The organism is Secundilactobacillus silagincola, assembly GCF_002583405.1.
GTDB lineage: Bacteria > Bacillota > Bacilli > Lactobacillales > Lactobacillaceae > Secundilactobacillus > Secundilactobacillus silagincola.
In genome coordinates, this window is the sequence record NZ_BCMJ01000010.1 from 19859 (window position 1) to 36124 (window position 16266).

A 16266-nucleotide genomic window follows, 5' to 3' on the forward strand; every position below is an offset into this window, starting at 1 on the left:
CCTTGGCATTTAATATGCCTAAGTTTAACAAATTCAGCGCTAAAAAGAAAGGGTCTAGACCTTAAAATACAAACAAAAATAAACGGTTAAGTAACATCCATCCGTAAAACACGAACATCACTTAACCGTTTAGTTTCATTATTCACTAAAAAACTAGTTTTATTTCTTAAAGTGCATACCGCCAGCCGACTTATCCAGTCGATTCATATACGCTGCACCTAACCCAGTATTGTCAAAGCCCTCGGTAAAAATCACTTTTACTTCAGATTCTAGATCAAAATGACGTAACCCGGCAAATAGCAAGTGAGTAGCGCTTTGAATATCCTTACCTAAAGAATACGTTTCAACGTTTTGAGGTACTGATAGCTGAGCCAGTACCTCATCTGTGGCCATGAGTCCAATCGCTTCATTTTGCTTCGAAGCCCAATCCATAGCTGCTTCAAAATCAGCTGGATGATCGACAATTTCAACCTGAGCACTAGGCGCATAATGCTTATACTTCATACCTGGCGCTTTGGGAATTTCGTTAGCACCAACGTGATGATGGTCAGCTTTTACGTCACCAATAACTTGTTCCAGTTCAGCAACCGTCACGGCGCCCGGCCGTAAAATGGTCGGCGTATCAGTGGACATATCGATGATGGTTGATTCCACACCGACTTGAGTTGGGCCGTCGTCAACGATGCCAGCAATTTTACCGTTCAAATCATGGTACACATGCTTAGCCAACGTTGGACTCGGTTTACCAGAAGTATTAGCCGATGGCCCCACGATTGGAATCCCAGCCGTTGCAATCAATTTAAGTGTCACTTGATTTTCAGGCATTCGAAAAGCAGCCGTATCAAGACCACCTGTCACCGTCTTTGACAGCGTTCCTGGCTTAAGCGGCAAAACAATGGTCAATGAACCTGGCCAGAACTTAGCCATTAACTGTTTAACTTCATCGGTCAATGGCTGTGCGTAACGTTCTACCATTTCAATCGACGACACCGTGACGATCAGTGGATTATCACTGGGACGTCCCTTTGCCGCATAAACGTTGCTGGCTGCTTGTTCGTTGGTGGCATCTGCGCCCAAGCCGTAGACCGTTTCAGTTGGAAATGCGACTAATTCACCTTGTTTCAACAGCTTAGCTGCCGCTTCAACTTCATCTGGTTTAAAAATTTTAGTTTCCATAATTTTGAATTTTGCTCCTATTCTTGTTAAAGAATGATGCGTCTATTTAAACTGAATTCGAACCATGCGATCATGACCAGCCATGTCCTGACGTACAGTGATAGTTGCATCAGGGAACCGCTGCTCAAAAATCTGTCTAACTGCTTGGCCCTGCTGAAAACCAATTTCGAGAAATACTTGTTTTGTAGTCACGACACCCTGTTTAAGCTGATCAGCTAAACGTTCATAGATAACCAATCCTTGATGATCAGCAAACAGTGCCATTGCTGGTTCACTGGCTAGCACATCTGCATCCATCTCCGCCTCTTCATCATGTGATATATACGGTGGATTGCTCACAATGACATCAAAACGGGAACCCGCAACGGGCGTTAGTAGGTCTCCCTGAACCGTGTTTATTGAAGCGTTTAACTGCTTAGCATTCTTCTGGGCAACCTTCAGTGCTTCCTCGGATAAATCCGAAAGTGTCACCTGCCAATTAGGACGCTGTAATTTTAGCGTAATCCCAATGACACCACTCCCAGTACCGACATCCAAAACTGATAGTTGCGGTTGCTGATTGGCTGACAACACCCATTCCACCAATTCTTCGGTTTCTTGTCGCGGAATCAAAACCGCTTCGTTAACGGTAAAACTTTCACCATAGAATGGCGCTGTCCCAATAATGTATTGGGGTGGCATTCCATCAACATATTGCTTGATAGCTTCAACATAGCGGTTATCCAAGGTTGCAGGCATGGGCTGACGATATTTAATGAGCAGGTGAGTCTGATCTAAATGACTGAGTTCTTGCAGCAAATAAGTCGCTGCCGACTCATCTAACCGTTTTTCTTTAAGAAACAAAGAAGCCCACTTGAGGGCCTCATAGTAAGTGCGATTACTCATTAAGCTGTTCCATCTTTTGAGTTTGATCGTACAGAATCAAAGCATCAATGATATCATCTAAATCGCCATTCATAATTTTGTCGAGTTTGTTCAACGTTAAGCCGATTCGATGATCAGTCACCCGGTTTTGAGGATAGTTATAAGTCCTGATTCGTTCTGAACGATCCCCTGTCCCCACAGCTGACTTACGTTTCTCGTCATACGCACTTTCTTCTTGTTCGTGATAGTAATTATAAACACGAGCACGCAAAATTTTCATTGCTTTAGCACGGTTTTGCTGTTGTGAACGTTCATCTTGCATCGCAACCACGATACCAGTTGGTAAGTGGGTCATTCGCACGGCAGAACTGGTCTTGTTAATATGTTGCCCACCAGCACCAGATGAACGGTAAACATCGGTTCGAATATCTTTTGGATCAATATCGATATCAACGTCTTCAGCTTCTGGCATAACACCAACAGTAGCCGTTGAAGTATGCAGCCGACCAGCTGACTCGGTAACGGGAACCCGCTGTACCCGGTGAGCACCACTCTCGTACTTCAGCTTGGAGTAAACTTTATCACCGCTGATCAGCATAACGATTTCCTTAAAACCACCGACTTCAGTTTCGTTCTTATCAACAACTTCAACCTTCCACCCCTGCTTTTCAGCGTAGCGTGAATACATATCAAAAAGATCAGCAGCAAATAAACTGGCTTCGTCACCACCAGCTGCACCGTGAATTTCCATCACAATGTTTTTATCATCGTTAGGATCTTTAGGCAACAGCAAAATTCGAATCTGATCTTCCAGCTTCTCTTTTTGAGTTTCCAAGTCTTTGAGTTCATCTTTGACCATACTGTTCATATCGTCATCAAGTTTTTCATGAAGCATTTCATTATCTTCATTGATCTGACTAGTGATTTTTTGGTATTTCCGGTAGGCTTCAACCGTTTCTCTCAAGTCAGCTTCTTCTTTAGATAATTCCATAAAACGCCGGGTATCAGCAATAATCTCAGGATCACTGATCAGTTCGTTGAGTTCATCATAACGATCAACCAGCGCCTGTAATCTATCAAACATTTGGTCCATTTTAACTCTCCTATTCTTCGCCTAACATATCCATTGGTGGATTATAGTAGTGCCTTCTGCAGACGGGATAATATGATTCGTTGCCACCGATTTGAATCTGTTCGCCTTCGTAAACCGGTTTATTATCATGAAAACGCAGATTCATCGTGGCTTTTTTAGCGCAGAACCAGCAGATTGTTTTCATTTCTTCGAGTTTATCGGCATACAGTAACAAATATTTAGAGCCTTCAAACAGCTCATTGCGGAAATCGTTTTTCAATCCAAAAGCCATCACAGGAATCTTAAGCTCATCCACGATCTTAGCCAGCTCAAACACGTGAGCTTTAGTTAAAAATTGAGCTTCATCGATCAACACGCAATTAGCTTTAGAATTGATTTTCTCAACCATTTTGAAGATATCATCATCATGAAAAATCGGCACTGCCTCACGCTCTAAGCCAATGCGGCTTGATACTAAGCCTACACCTGAACGATTGTCCGTCCCGCTAGTCATAATAATAACTGGCTTATTCTGTTCTTCATAATTATGTGCTACCTTCAAAATTTCAATGGTTTTACCACTGTTCATAGCGCCGTACTTAAAAAATAACTGTGCCAATAGTCTCAGTCTCCACTCTTCGCAAATTTCTCATCTATTATAGCGGATTTAGCGTTAAAATTCACCCTCTCCTCATGGATATTCCAAAGTGAAATCGTTTTTTTGATTAAATCAGCATTGGTTCACCGCTTATTTGCCGGAAACATGGTAGAATATATGCTTAGTGAAATTGAAAAATATAGTTTCTGCTGTCACTAAATGTGGCCACGCAGGACAAGGAGCGAGAATAATGACTTTACGAAGTAACGTAGCTGCCTTCGCTGGCAGATCCTCATATTGGTTCCTGCATACATTTATGAAGGGTGGCAGTTCACTGCCTGGCAAAATCACCACAAAAATCGACCCAGAGATTCTCAAGCATCTGGGACAAAACTACGACGTCATCGTCATTACTGGGACAAACGGTAAAACGTTGACGACCGCTTTAACGGTTCGCGTTTTAAAACAAAAATACAGCAACATTTTAACCAATCCTACAGGTTCCAACATGGAACAAGGTATTGTGACAACTTTTCTTCGAGCACCTAAAGTTAAGGGTGCACGACCAATTGCCGTACTGGAAGTCGACGAAGCTAACGTTATCAAAGTGACTAGGTACATCAAACCTAAGGCGTTCGTCTTCACCAACATCTTCCGTGATCAAATGGACCGCTATGGTGAAATTTACACTACCTATCAAAAAATCATTGACGGTGTTGCGTTAGCACCTGAAGCAACGATTATTGCTAACGGTGATGCGCCAATCTTCCACTCAAAAAACTTACCGAATCCGATTCTCTATTACGGTTTCAAGAACCAAGAGGAAAAAGACATTAAAGCCAAGCCAAATACGGACGGCGTTTTATGTCCTAACTGCCAACATATCCTACACTATCGCTATCTAACTTACAGTAATTTGGGTAAATACTTCTGTCCGAACTGCGGTTTTGAACGTCCTGAACTTAAATTTGCGGTCACTCAAATTGCTGACCTCACACCCACTAGTTCTCAATTCGAAGTTGATGGTCACGCGATGAAAATTGAAATTGGTGGTCTGTATAATATTTATAACGCACTGGCAGCTTACGCAGTTGGTCGTTTTCTCGGCGTCACACCCGAACAAATTGATACAGCATTCAGTGAAGATAAAAAAGTCTTTGGCCGTCAAGAAGTGATTAATTTAGACGGCAAGCAAGTTACCTTGATTTTAGTCAAGAACCCAGTGGGACTCAACCAAGTGTTGGATATGATTGCGACCGACAAAAAGCCGTTTTCATTTGTCGGCCTGCTGAACGCTAACTATGCTGATGGTATCGACACCAGTTGGATCTGGGACGGCAACTTTGAAAAACTACCACAATTAAACATTCCGGCTTACATCACTGGGGGCGAGCGGTACAAAGACATCACCTTCCGCCTAAAGGTTGCTGGTGTTCCCGATAATATCCACCAAGTAGTACCAGAACTAAAGGACGTTGTGGAAAAAATTAAGACTTTACCAACCGAGCACGTTTATGTTTTGGCAACTTACACAGCTGTGTTACAATTACGGAAATTATTAGCCGATCAGGGCTATATCAAGGAGGGTATGGGAGCATGACCTATGAATTAAATGTGGCTCACCTTTATGGCGACCTGATGAATACTTATGGTGATGTTGGCAATATCTTAGCTTTAAACTACTATGCTAAACAAATGGACGTCAAGTTGAACGTGAACGTTGTCAGTTTAGATCAAGACTTTGATGCTGATCAATACGACTTAGCCTTTTTCGGCGGCGGTCAGGATTTTGAACAAGTGATTGTTTCAAAGGATATTCAGACTAAAAAACGGGCGTTAACTGATTTTATTGAAGATGGCGGCCCAGTGCTGGCCATTTGCGGTGGCTTCCAACTGTTAGGCCACTACTATGTTGATGCTAAGGGAGATAAAATCCCCGGTATTGGTGCGCTTGATCACTACACCCTGTCACAGGATAATCACCGATTCATTGGTGACATCGTGATTAAAAACGAGGAAACTGGTGAAACTTACCACGGCTTTGAAAATCATCAAGGTCGAACTTTCTTAGGCAAGGATGAACGACCATTAGGCAACGTCATCGAAGGTAAAGGTAATAACGGCGAAGATGGCACTGAAGGTGCGATTTACAAGAACGTTTTCTGTTCCTACTTCCACGGACCGATTTTGACCCGTAACGGTAATCTAGCTAAACGGCTGCTGGTGGCAGCACTCAAGCGCAGCTACCCTGATGCCGATTTGAGTCAGCAAGAAGCCCTGCCGATTGCAGCAACTTTTTAGCATTAATAAAACCCATTAAAAAACATCATGATTGATCAGCCAGCACGCTGAAATCATGATGTTTTTTGTTTTCACATTCCATAATTGAACTATTTACTTTATAGTTACAAGACTGCTTTTCTCGCTTAAATAGGTGTTAATAATGGCGTTTCTACGCGCCAAGAACGCTTCGTTAGGTGCCTTAGGATGAACGCGATTAGATAAGAACACCATCCCTTGATGGGTTTGTAAATCTAACACCAAGCAAGTTCCAGTATAGCCGCTATGCCAGATGCAACGGTGCGGTGTCGGTAGTTTTGCGTCTAAAAGTGCCCAGCCAAATGACCGCCATTGGTGATGCAGAGGCGTCTGATCATTTAGCAATTCAGCTTTTTGTCCAGTGGTTATTGGTAAATCGCTATTTTCCAGCATCGCCTTTTCAAAGATAATTAAATCGTTTAACGTGCTAAAGAGCCCTGCCGAACCGCAATGAGATTTCAACACAAACGCTTTAGGATCATGGACTACACCGCGAATAAGACTTCGGGTAGACGATAGTTCAGTTGGCACACACTGCATTGGGTCAGCAGGCTGAAAAGTACTATCATTCATGCCTAATGGCTGCAAAACATTCTCAGTAATTAACGTTTGAATGGGTTTGCCTAAAAGGACCTCAGCAATCCACCCCAAAAAGATGAAGTTGATATCCGAATACACCATTTTTTGTTCAAAATTCTCGCCCACATGCATCCCCAATAAAGCCTCATGCAGCTCGTTTGCACTGAGTTTATTCCGGTGCGGAATATAGCCCGTTATTCCTGAAGTGTGGGTCAGCAAATGTCTAACCGTTACTCGAGTATCCTGCCAAGCTGGCAGGTAATCGTGAACCCTATCCGTTAGCGCAAGCTTTCCAGTAGCAATCAACTGTAAAATTACGTCCACGGTACCCACTACCTTCGTTAGAGACGCCAAATCATACAGTTGATTGGGCTTTAAGGGCTCATAGCTTGGGACTAAGGCCTCAGCACCGTATAAGCCTGTTTGCACGTGCCGGTCATCAATAAAGGCGTAACTCACACCCGGAACCGTTCCGTCATTAACTAACTCGGTTATTGCTTGAACCGTTTTCTCATACATTTAAATTCCAGACTCCCTTACACACTTTTCTCTAGAATAACATAAGGCCAGCAACTTCCTCAAAATTGGGAAAGCGACTGGCCTCATCTTTACTAAATCGATTAAAATTAAAGTTCGACTTTTTGAATCCAACCTTCGGGCGCTTCAACGTCCCCAAATTGAATCCCAGTTAACGTATCATAAAGTTTTTGGGTGACTGGACCAACTTCAGTTTCGCTGTAAAAGACGTGAAGTTGCCCTTTATACTCGATACCGCCAATTGGCGCAATAACGGCTGCTGTACCCATGGCACCAGCCTCTGTAAAGCGATCAAGGTCGTCAATATAAACGTCGCCTTCTACCGGCTTCATTCCGAGGTTATGCTCCGCCAAATAAAGTAAGGAATACTTCGTGATACTTGGCAGGATTGAATCTGATTTAGGGGTAACAAATTCATTGTTCTTAGTAATCCCAAAGAAGTTTGCTGACCCAGCCTCTTCAATCTTAGTGTGCGTTGCTGGATCGAGGTAAATCACGTCGGAGAAACCTGCTTTATGAGCCTCGTCTCCGGGTAGCAAGCTACCACCGTAGTTACCACCAACCTTACTCTGACCAGTGCCGTGAGGAGCAGCGCGATCATAATACGAAGTCGTGAAGTTAGTAGGTTTGACTCCACCCTTGTAATAGGCACCAACAGGCATCGCAAAGACCGTAAACAAATACTCTGGTGCAGGGTGAACCCCAATATTGGGACCGACACCAATCATCAATGGCCGCAAGTACAGCGTACCACCCGTCCCATACGGTGGAACGTAGTCAGCATTTGCTTTTACGACTGATTTTACCGCTGCAATAAACTTATCCTCTGGAAATGGCGGCATTAACAAGCGTTCACAGCTCTTTTGCATCCGGGCAGCATTGCGATCCGGCCTAAATAACTGAATATCGCCGTTTTTAGTCCGATAAGCTTTAAGCCCTTCAAAATCAGCTTGACCGTAATGTAATCCCGTTGAGCCTTCGCTGATATGTAACGTTGCATCTTCAGTGAGTTCACCGTCGTCCCATTCGCCGTCTTGATAGTGCGCTAAAAATCGATACGGCAGATCCATATAATTAAAGCCTAAATTTTGCCAATCAATTTCTGATGGTGCTGGTGCTTTTGCCACTTAAACCACTCCTTAGCAGATCTTATTAAAAATACATGAGCATTATTCTTTGATTTTAATAGATTGTAGGCTGATTCATTCAGGGTGTCAAGCACGCTAGCCATTCCACGATAACTTCCTAATCTCTTGCGACAAACTCCTACCATCTGCTACAATGTCAATGCGACAAAACGCATATAGAGGGAAAAGAGGTTAATTACTTGGCAAGTAATTCTGATTCAATTTATAACGTACTCACTTTTGTTCAGCGCCATCCAGACCGCGTGATCTTCAACCCGCGGGAGTACGCTAATACGGTGACTGTTGGCATTCCTGATAGTGTAAAGGTCTCTAATCCTGAAATTTATTTTCCGAGTGACCATCTAAGTGTCAATCTCTTAGCAGACTCATTCGTTGGTGAATATGGTGACCTGCTTAATCATTTCTATGAATTAACGAAACAATCAAAACCTGACTTTCGTGAAGTTTGGGTCACAACTAGCCATTTAAAACATCAGAATTTATATCTATTAGACCTTTCCTTTGAATAATGAGTATGCTCCCAAACTCGGTAGATTCCAGAATTTAACGCAAATAAACCCATTCCGGCAAATTTTGTCGGGATGGGTTTATTTGCGTTAATAACCTTGTGGCATAACGCTCATTTTTGTCAATTTCAGCATCTCTAACACGTACCGCACCTTTAATTAGAAAAAGCGTTGATAAGCCAGCTCCCTAGTAGTACGACAACGATGATCGCGAAAATACCAATGAATGACGATGCGAACGCTAAAATCAAACCGCCGATAATCAAAATTCCTAAAATTCGAAACAACCAGCCAAAAAGGCCAAGAAAAATCCGAAGGCCAAAGAAAATAATGAGACCTAATACAATCATCGTTATCATTCAACCCACTTCCTTCCTAATGACTTGGCAATACCCTTGAAATTTCTGTGATATCAATGTTAACTTCCGTGATGCTGCTGCCAAGACTGGATTAGCTGCTTGGACATCACTGGTGTATTTTTAACAATGTTTTGCGCAACGGGTGACGCCTGGTACTGAGACTGAATCCACTCATTTGGGAAGAGCAGTAAAATATTAAGCACCAAAAAAATGAGTAGGTATCGTACAATAAAGTTCAATGCAGCACCAATCAACGCATTAACTGAATGAATCAGCGGTAAACGTGTAATGAGGTTAAGATCCCGTCCAATGCGACGAATGACGGAATAAGCAAAACTAAACAACACGAAGAAAACAAGACCTGAGAGCATTCTCGGCACCGGAACGGTTACCGAATTAGAAGAGGTAAACGCGTGGAACAAAAAGTTAGCCAATGTCTGACTGAAAATAGTTGCAACAACCCACGCAACAATGTAAGCCAGTAATGAGATCACTACGGCTACGAAACCTCTCTGATAACCCGAAATTAAACCAAGAGCTAATATAATAATGATGCCCCAAGTAAAAATCATAGCAACCCCCACTTGTCAAAATTCTGTATAGACTACTTTAGCAAAAACACCGGAAAAATAACCCAATATTGTCAGAAAAAAATAAAAAATTAAACAATTTCATTTTTTATTATCTGAATATAGAAAAACGATGACATTTGTATTTCCGGCATCTATTTCAGTGCCAATGAGACACATTTAAAACAACAAAAAACCGTTATCGTTGAGATATGAATGTCAACAATAACGGATAAAATAAGATTGGGTATACTGGGCTCGAACCAGTAACTTACGGATTCAGAGTCCGCTGCCTTACCAATTTGGCGAATACCCAATAACTATCTGACAAGATAATAGTTTAGCGGTTTTTGAAATTATTGTCAACCAGAAATGAGTAAATTACAGATAAAATGCATGATTAATAATCTCTAACGAATATTCTATCAGATACATTGACTTTTACCTTGAAATCGTGTAAATTAATATATTGTGTTAAGACATTTAAATAGGTGTCATTCATAACCTTGCCCGCTGGTCAAATTGGTTAAGACGTCGCCCTCTCAAGGCGGAGTTACGGGTTCGATCCCCGTGCGGGTGATTTCTGGAACAACATAGAGAAATGAGCAAGCTTCAAAATGCCGTTAAACTGGCGTTTTGAAGCTTTTTTCTTTGCTTTAGTTCCCTCTGAAAGACATAGAAACACAAATAGTTTTGCATTTATTTTGCACTTTCAGGAATTATTGCCAAAATAATGCAAAATCTCATTTGGTTGGTAGCTAGCATTTATATTTTTAAATGTATAATAATAAAACCACTTAAAAAAATAGGTTTAACCCAATTTCAATAATTGAGTCAAACCTATTTTTAAGTCACACTTTAAAGTCGTTTGTTAAGCTTTTCGCCCAGTTCTTCAAAACCTGGTTTCCCAAGCAATGCGAACATGTTAGTCTTGTAAGCTTCTACTCCGGGTTGGTTGAATGGGTTGATCCCATTAAGGTAACCTGAGATGGCTACAGCTACTTCAAAGAAGTAAATCAGGTAGCCTAACGTATATTCTGACTGATCAGGAATATGAACACTCATGTTAGGAACGTTGCCATCAGTATGAGCTAACGTCACACCTTGGAAGGCTTTGGTGTTTGCAAAGTGCATAGTCTCACCTTCAAGGTACTTCAAACCATCAAGATTTTCGTCTTCTTTAGGAATATCGATATCATGGTTGGGCTTGTCAACGAAGACAACAGTTTCCATCAAGTTACGAAGACCTTCTTGAATGTACTGGCCTAATGAATGCAAATCAGTTGAGAAGTTAGCAGATGAAGGATAGATCCCTTTCTCGCTCTTACCTTCTGATTCACCCATGAGTTGCTTCCACCATTCGGCAAAGTACTGCATATTAGGTTCGTAATTTTCTAGAAGCTCAGTAGTGAATCCTTTCCGGTACAAAATGTTCCGGTAAGCCGCATATTGATAAGCTTCGTTATTGTTAAGATCGGTATCAGTGTACGTATCCATGGCATCGGCAGCACCCATCATAAGTTGATCGATATCTGCACCAGATGCAGCAATTGGTAATAATCCCACAGCAGTCAGGACTGAATAACGCCCCCCAACACCGTCTGGAATAACGAAGGTCTCGTAACCAGCAGCATCGGCTTCTTGCTTCAAGGCACCACGTTTTTTATCAGTTGTAGCGTAGATTCGAGCGTTTGCCCCGTCTTCACCATACTTTTTAACTAATAGTTCCTTAAAAATCCGGAAAGCGATTGAAGGTTCAGTAGTAGTTCCTGATTTAGAAATGACATTAACTGAGAAGTCACGATCGCCAATCAGCTTAATGAGGTCATGAACGTACGATGGACTCAGCGAGTTCCCAGCAAATAAGATCTGTGGTGTTTCACGCTGTGCATCCGGTAAATAGTTGTAAAACGTTTCATGGAGAAAATCAATGGCCATTTTTGCACCCAAATACGATCCGCCAATCCCAATTACAACTAATACCTTCGAATCAGACTGAATCTTCTTTGCAGCCGCCTTGATCCGAGCAAATTCTTCTTTGTCATAATCCTTAGGTAGGGTTAACCAATCACGAAAATCACTACCTGCGCCAGAACCCGTTCTTAATTCTTCGTCTGCAGCGTTAACTAACGCTTGCATTTCACCCAATTCATTGTCGTGAACAAACTTATCGAGTTTTGAAGCGTCAAAGGAAATGTGTGCCATCTAACTGTACCTCACTTTTATTTTGATAAACCCCATTATAAACGATTCCGTCGAAAAAATAAATGGACTATACCACAATTTAATTATTTTAACAGTCCAAGTATAACACTACCGACAATAACTAAGATTGATCCAATCGTAATATACAACATTTCGCGACCCGTTTTCTTTTCACCAAGCAGCAAAATACTCCCGAAGGTGGAAATGATGATACCGCTTTGTGCCAACGAATAGCTAATTGCTAAACCAACCGCTGGAATTGACATGAACATAAAGAAGTTACCAATTCCCCATACTAAACCAGTGCCAATGTTCTTTACCATTGGTTTACCAAACGGTTTGTTACGTGCCGCAAAAAGAAGTGCACCGATCACCATACCGATCGATTGAGGAAGAAAAACAGCTTTTGAGTTTACACCAGATGAATTGACGATCACAGTATACAACGTATAACCGATAGTTGAAAAAATTAAGGCTCGTACCCCAGCACCGGCGTTGTATCCCGTTCTAGAGACGTTAGCGCGATCACGTAAAGAGGTAAAGACAATCCCAATGATCAAAACGACCATTGCGGTTGTCCCTAAAACTAGCATTCTGGTAGTCGTCCATTCGTGGAACAAAAGGACACCGGCCAAAGTTGTACAAACAAGCTGCATCCCGGTCGAAACTGGTACAGTAACCGAGATACCGATGGCTTTCATTGATTGAAACTGTTGAAATTGCCCAACTGCCCAAAACAGGCCAGAAGCAATTCCTACCAACCAAACAAAACCAGTTAAATGGGGGTGGAAATAGAAGACGCTAAAAATCCCAAATAGGAGGGCACCTACCGTCATTCCTAGGGTTTGCTGGTATGAGGTACCACCAAGCTTACCACTAATTAATCCAATGCTCCCCCAACAAATCGCGGGGATTAAAGCTAAAAGTATTGCCATGAAATTCACTCCGTTCTCTCTTTCATACTCTAAAACGTTTTTGAAAGCGCTTTATTCTCTTTTCATCTACACTAGTTTACTAGAATTTTGTCAAAAAAAAAAGGATTTTTTACGAAATCCTTCATTCTTAATCATTTTCTAAATAGAAATTCGTTTATTCAACCGACTTTTTATCGGGAAAAATAACGGTAAACGTTGTCCCTTGTTTGGGTTTACTCGTCACTTCAATCTTGCCATCGTGAAGTAATACTAATTGGTGAACAATAGCCAGACCTAAACCAGACTCACCATATTTCGTATTCGTTCGTGACGGATCAGCCTTGTAAAACCGTTCCCAGATATTTGCTAATTGTTTTTTGGTCATTCCAATACCAGTATCACTGATTTTAAAGATGGTTTCTTGGTAACCCCGTTGTGCCAGAACAACGATTTGACCATTCTCAGTAAACTGAATGGCATTCTGAGTGATATTGAACATAATTTGGACAAACCGGTCGTAATCAGCGTACACCTCAATATCAGTGCCACCTTGAATACTAATTGTATCGTTTTTAGCGGCCGCTTTTTGAGACAACTGTTCTGCCAACCGATTTAACGTGTCGATTGCGTTGAATTGCTGTTTGTTCAAAATAATTTGATTATTTCGAATTTTTTCATAATCCAGATTCTCATTAACTAAACGAATCAGCCGTTTCGTTTCATTTCGCATTAAATCAATACTTTCAGACTTACTTTCTTCGGGAATTGCATCGTACGCTAGTCCCTCTAACAGCCCATTAATCGTAGTAAGTGGCGTACGCATTTCGTGTGCCGCATCCGCCATAAATTCCTTGCGACGCTGCTCCTGGCGCTGAATTTCCGCCTTTGACTCCTGCAGCGAACGAGCCATATTATTGAAATCATTAGCTAAATCATCCACTTCATCCCGATTTTTACTTGGTACCTGCACATCATAATTACCGTTAGCAATCTGATTAGTTGCCCTTCGTAGCCGGTCAATTCGTAACGTTAAATAACGGGCAATCAAGAATGCTAATAGCATTGCCACCAAACTCGCCACTAACAGCGCTCTAGTTAGATTAGCATTGATTTTAGCAATATTAGAATTAATGTTCGAAACGTAAGCCCCTACTTTGACTACTGCTACCAAATGTTTTCGATTGTGGTTATCAGTATAGAAGTAGGGTTTTAAAATATCCGTCATTGCCGGCTCAGCTTGACCGCTAGTAGCGTGAGTCTGTTGATCAGTAACCTTTTGAACAATTTTTCCCTGCTGTAACTTTTGCCAATCTGAATGCTTAATTTTTGAAATATAAACATTATCCGGGAAAATGGCAGTATTATCGCGATTATAAACCGTAAAATGCACGGACTGATTACGTAGCAGCACCTCACTATTTAATAATGATTCTGAATCAAAATTCACGTGAGAAGGATTATCTGGTGAGACTCGAACTGATTGTTCGACTAAGCTGTTCGCATATTTTTCCAGACTCGTCCAAGTATTTTGATAGACGTATTCCTTTGTCATTCTGCTAAAGGATACACCAAGAAGAACTAATACGATGGCAATCATCGATAGCAAAGCAAGCAACTGCTGGTAAACCAGTTTCATGACTCGTCAGCCCCTGTATCGTCGAACTTATAACCAACGCCCCAAACAGTTTGAATAATTTGAGGTCCAACTTTTTCGATTTTCTGCCGCAGCTTTTTAATATGGGCATCGACCGTTCGCTCATCGCCATAGTATTCGTAGTCCCAAACCAACTGTAAAAGCTGCTCTCGGGAAAATACTTGGCGCGGTTTTTGTGCCAATGTCTTAAGTAAATCAAACTCTTTAGGCGTTAAATCGTTAATCTGCTTACCGTTTAAATAAGCTTCTCGGGTCTTGCTATTCAATTGGAATTTGCCAGTATCAATGTCAAATTTTTCTTCTTCCTTAACTACTGAGGCGGATACTGGTTCATGATCAGTCATCTTACCGCCAATCTTTGCCCGCCGATCCAAAGCCTTAATCCTAGCAATCAACGTAATCGGACTAAAGGGCTTAGTCACATAATCATCAGCTCCCATTTCCAATCCTAAAACCTGATCGCTTTCCGAATCACGAGCCGTCAGCATAATGATGGGAACTGTGGGCGAAGTCTTACGGATTTCTGCACTAACCTGCATACCATCCATTTTAGGCAAGTTAAGATCCAGTGTAATCATATCCCAGTCGTCAGAATCCTCATTAAACATCTGGACAGCTTGCTCACCATCATACGCAAAGTGAGCATCCCAGCCCTCTTTTTTAAAAAACATTTGCATCATTTCAGATACAGATTTATTGTCTTCAATCATTAATATTTTCATCATAGATCCTCCGTAATTAAGTGATTGCTTATACTGAAATTGATGCGGTAAAACCGTTCTGATTATCAAGTATATAAATGATCCTATTTATTTTTCCGTACACCATCAATGGCATATCCAAGATATAGAAATCTGTTATTTATTACAACCGTTCTTATTATACTCGAAGTGTGTCATTCATCACAAATCTAATATAAGAATGTGCTACAATCAAAATAATAGAGTAACAGGAAAGGTGCATTGATTCATGACAAAAGCAATCGTCTTTTTTGACCTAGATGGTACATTACTGAATAATAAAACCCAGTTAGATCCTGAAGTCATTAACGCCGTGACACAGCTAAAAGCCGACGATATTTTGCCGGTTATTGCAACGGGCCGTAATATTTTTGAAATTAAAAACGTGCTTCAGCAAACTCAAATTGATACGTTGGTTTCAGCAAACGGCGCTTTTATCGTACTAAATGGTAAGCAGGTTGATGTTACCGATATTCCACGAGATGTCATTAAACGATTGGCAGTGCTGGTTAAAAATCACGACGATGCTTATGCAACTCTGAATAATCAGACTGATCGTATCAACCGAATGAATGAAAATGTCAAAAAAGTCTACCATTATATTAATAGTCCAATCCCAATTATTGATCCTACTTTCTGGCAACTTTATCCAGTGCAAATGATGCTGATCATTGCCACCAATGAAAACGATCAGGATTACCTGGACAGTTTCAAAGATGAACTCACCTTCTTCAGACAAACACCATACAGTATTGATGTTGTCGGACCGGGAGTTTCGAAAAAAGCGGGTATTCAAACTTTACTCTCTCGCCCAGAATTTAAGGGTGTGCCCACCTATGCATTTGGTGATGGTAACAACGATTTGCCAATGTTTGATGCCGTTGATCACGCCGTGGCGATGGGGAATGGCCTTGCACCCGTTAAAGACGCGGCTGAGTTCGTGACTACCGAAAACATTGACCATGGCATCGTCAATGGTCTCAAACATTTTAAACTACTTTAGTCTGTACAATCAAAATAACTCAA

At 41.4% G+C, this 16266-nt stretch carries 16 protein-coding genes and 2 tRNA genes; 5 read left to right on the forward strand and 13 right to left on the reverse strand.

The window, feature by feature from the left end; all coding sequences use genetic code 11:
• Nucleotides 1–159: 159 nt before the first annotated feature.
• Genes CES82_RS10170 through CES82_RS10185 form a run of 4 tightly spaced genes read right to left on the reverse strand, consistent with a single transcriptional unit; the run spans nucleotide 160 to nucleotide 3731 of the window.
• Entirely contained in the window at nucleotides 160–1176 is a 1017-nt protein-coding gene (locus CES82_RS10170) for an L-threonylcarbamoyladenylate synthase (RefSeq protein WP_098825994.1), read from the reverse strand.
• Nucleotides 1177–1218: 42 nt separating this feature from the next.
• Nucleotides 1219–2061 (reverse strand): peptide chain release factor N(5)-glutamine methyltransferase, encoded by an 843-nt coding sequence (prmC, locus tag CES82_RS10175; protein WP_098825996.1) that lies wholly within the window; start codon nucleotides 2059–2061, stop codon nucleotides 1219–1221.
• Nucleotides 2054–3133 (reverse strand): peptide chain release factor 1, encoded by a 1080-nt coding sequence (prfA, locus tag CES82_RS10180; RefSeq protein ID WP_098825997.1) that lies wholly within the window; start codon nucleotides 3131–3133, stop codon nucleotides 2054–2056. The genes prmC and prfA overlap by 8 nt, the downstream gene beginning before the upstream one ends.
• A 10-nt stretch (nucleotides 3134–3143) precedes the next feature.
• Nucleotides 3144–3731, reverse strand: coding sequence for a thymidine kinase (locus CES82_RS10185; RefSeq protein WP_098825999.1), 588 nt, complete (start codon nucleotides 3729–3731; stop codon nucleotides 3144–3146).
• Between the two features lie 229 nt (nucleotides 3732–3960).
• Between CES82_RS10185 and CES82_RS10190 the strand changes: the two genes are divergently transcribed.
• Nucleotides 3961–5310, forward strand: a complete 1350-nt coding sequence (locus CES82_RS10190; protein WP_098826000.1) for a Mur ligase family protein — start codon at nucleotides 3961–3963, stop codon at nucleotides 5308–5310.
• Complete coding sequence (locus tag CES82_RS10195; protein ID WP_098826001.1) at nucleotides 5307–6011, forward strand: type 1 glutamine amidotransferase; 705 nt, start codon at nucleotides 5307–5309, stop codon at nucleotides 6009–6011. Before CES82_RS10190 ends, CES82_RS10195 begins: the two co-directional genes overlap by 4 nt.
• Nucleotides 6012–6104: 93 nt before the next feature.
• Here CES82_RS10195 and CES82_RS10200 read toward each other — a convergent pair whose 3' ends face one another.
• Together CES82_RS10200 and CES82_RS10205 are read right to left on the reverse strand one after the other, a co-directional pair.
• Nucleotides 6105–7127 (reverse strand): serine hydrolase domain-containing protein, encoded by a 1023-nt coding sequence (locus CES82_RS10200; RefSeq protein ID WP_098826002.1) that lies wholly within the window; start codon nucleotides 7125–7127, stop codon nucleotides 6105–6107.
• A gap of 107 nt (nucleotides 7128–7234) precedes the next feature.
• Nucleotides 7235–8272 (reverse strand): branched-chain amino acid aminotransferase, encoded by a 1038-nt coding sequence (locus CES82_RS10205; protein ID WP_098826004.1) that lies wholly within the window; start codon nucleotides 8270–8272, stop codon nucleotides 7235–7237.
• A gap of 200 nt (nucleotides 8273–8472) precedes the next feature.
• Between CES82_RS10205 and CES82_RS10210 the strand changes: the two genes are divergently transcribed.
• The gene (locus CES82_RS10210) at nucleotides 8473–8802 is read left to right on the forward strand and encodes a hypothetical protein (protein ID WP_098826006.1); all 330 of its coding nucleotides are present in this window, start codon (nucleotides 8473–8475) and stop codon (nucleotides 8800–8802) included.
• A 152-nt stretch (nucleotides 8803–8954) separates the two neighbouring features.
• On the opposite strand, the gene CES82_RS10215 is transcribed toward CES82_RS10210, so the two are convergent.
• The 3 genes from CES82_RS10215 to CES82_RS10225 all read right to left on the reverse strand — a co-directional run bounded on the left by CES82_RS10215 (nucleotide 8955) and on the right by CES82_RS10225 (nucleotide 10043).
• Nucleotides 8955–9158 carry a hypothetical protein gene (locus tag CES82_RS10215; RefSeq protein ID WP_098826008.1) on the reverse strand — a complete coding sequence of 68 codons (204 nt, stop codon included), beginning with the start codon at nucleotides 9156–9158 and terminating at the stop codon, nucleotides 8955–8957.
• A 59-nt stretch (nucleotides 9159–9217) separates the two neighbouring features.
• A complete protein-coding gene (locus CES82_RS10220; protein WP_098826009.1) occupies nucleotides 9218–9730 on the reverse strand; it encodes a CvpA family protein in 513 nt (170 codons plus the stop codon).
• 240 nt (nucleotides 9731–9970) lie between these two features.
• Nucleotides 9971–10043, reverse strand: a tRNA-Gln gene (locus CES82_RS10225).
• A gap of 191 nt (nucleotides 10044–10234) precedes the next feature.
• Between CES82_RS10225 and CES82_RS10230 the strand changes: the two genes are divergently transcribed.
• Nucleotides 10235–10307: transfer RNA gene (locus CES82_RS10230), tRNA-Glu, on the forward strand.
• 278 nt (nucleotides 10308–10585) lie between these two features.
• Here CES82_RS10230 and CES82_RS10235 read toward each other — a convergent pair.
• From CES82_RS10235 to CES82_RS10250, 4 genes are all read right to left on the reverse strand, one after another.
• Nucleotides 10586–11932 (reverse strand): glucose-6-phosphate isomerase, encoded by a 1347-nt coding sequence (locus CES82_RS10235; RefSeq protein ID WP_098826011.1) that lies wholly within the window; start codon nucleotides 11930–11932, stop codon nucleotides 10586–10588.
• Between the two features lie 83 nt (nucleotides 11933–12015).
• Nucleotides 12016–12867: a GRP family sugar transporter gene (locus CES82_RS10240; RefSeq protein ID WP_098826013.1), complete on the reverse strand. Its 852-nt coding sequence runs from the start codon at nucleotides 12865–12867 to the stop codon at nucleotides 12016–12018.
• Between the two features lie 154 nt (nucleotides 12868–13021).
• Nucleotides 13022–14482, reverse strand: a complete 1461-nt coding sequence (locus CES82_RS10245) for an ATP-binding protein (RefSeq protein ID WP_098826015.1) — start codon at nucleotides 14480–14482, stop codon at nucleotides 13022–13024.
• Entirely contained in the window at nucleotides 14479–15222 is a 744-nt protein-coding gene (locus tag CES82_RS10250) for a winged helix-turn-helix domain-containing protein (protein ID WP_098826016.1), read from the reverse strand. Before CES82_RS10250 ends, CES82_RS10245 begins: the two co-directional genes overlap by 4 nt.
• Before the next feature lie 247 nt (nucleotides 15223–15469).
• Between CES82_RS10250 and CES82_RS10255 the strand changes: the two genes are divergently transcribed.
• Nucleotides 15470–16243, forward strand: coding sequence for a Cof-type HAD-IIB family hydrolase (locus CES82_RS10255; protein WP_098826018.1), 774 nt, complete (start codon nucleotides 15470–15472; stop codon nucleotides 16241–16243).
• The last annotated feature ends 23 nt before the right edge of the window (nucleotides 16244–16266 follow it).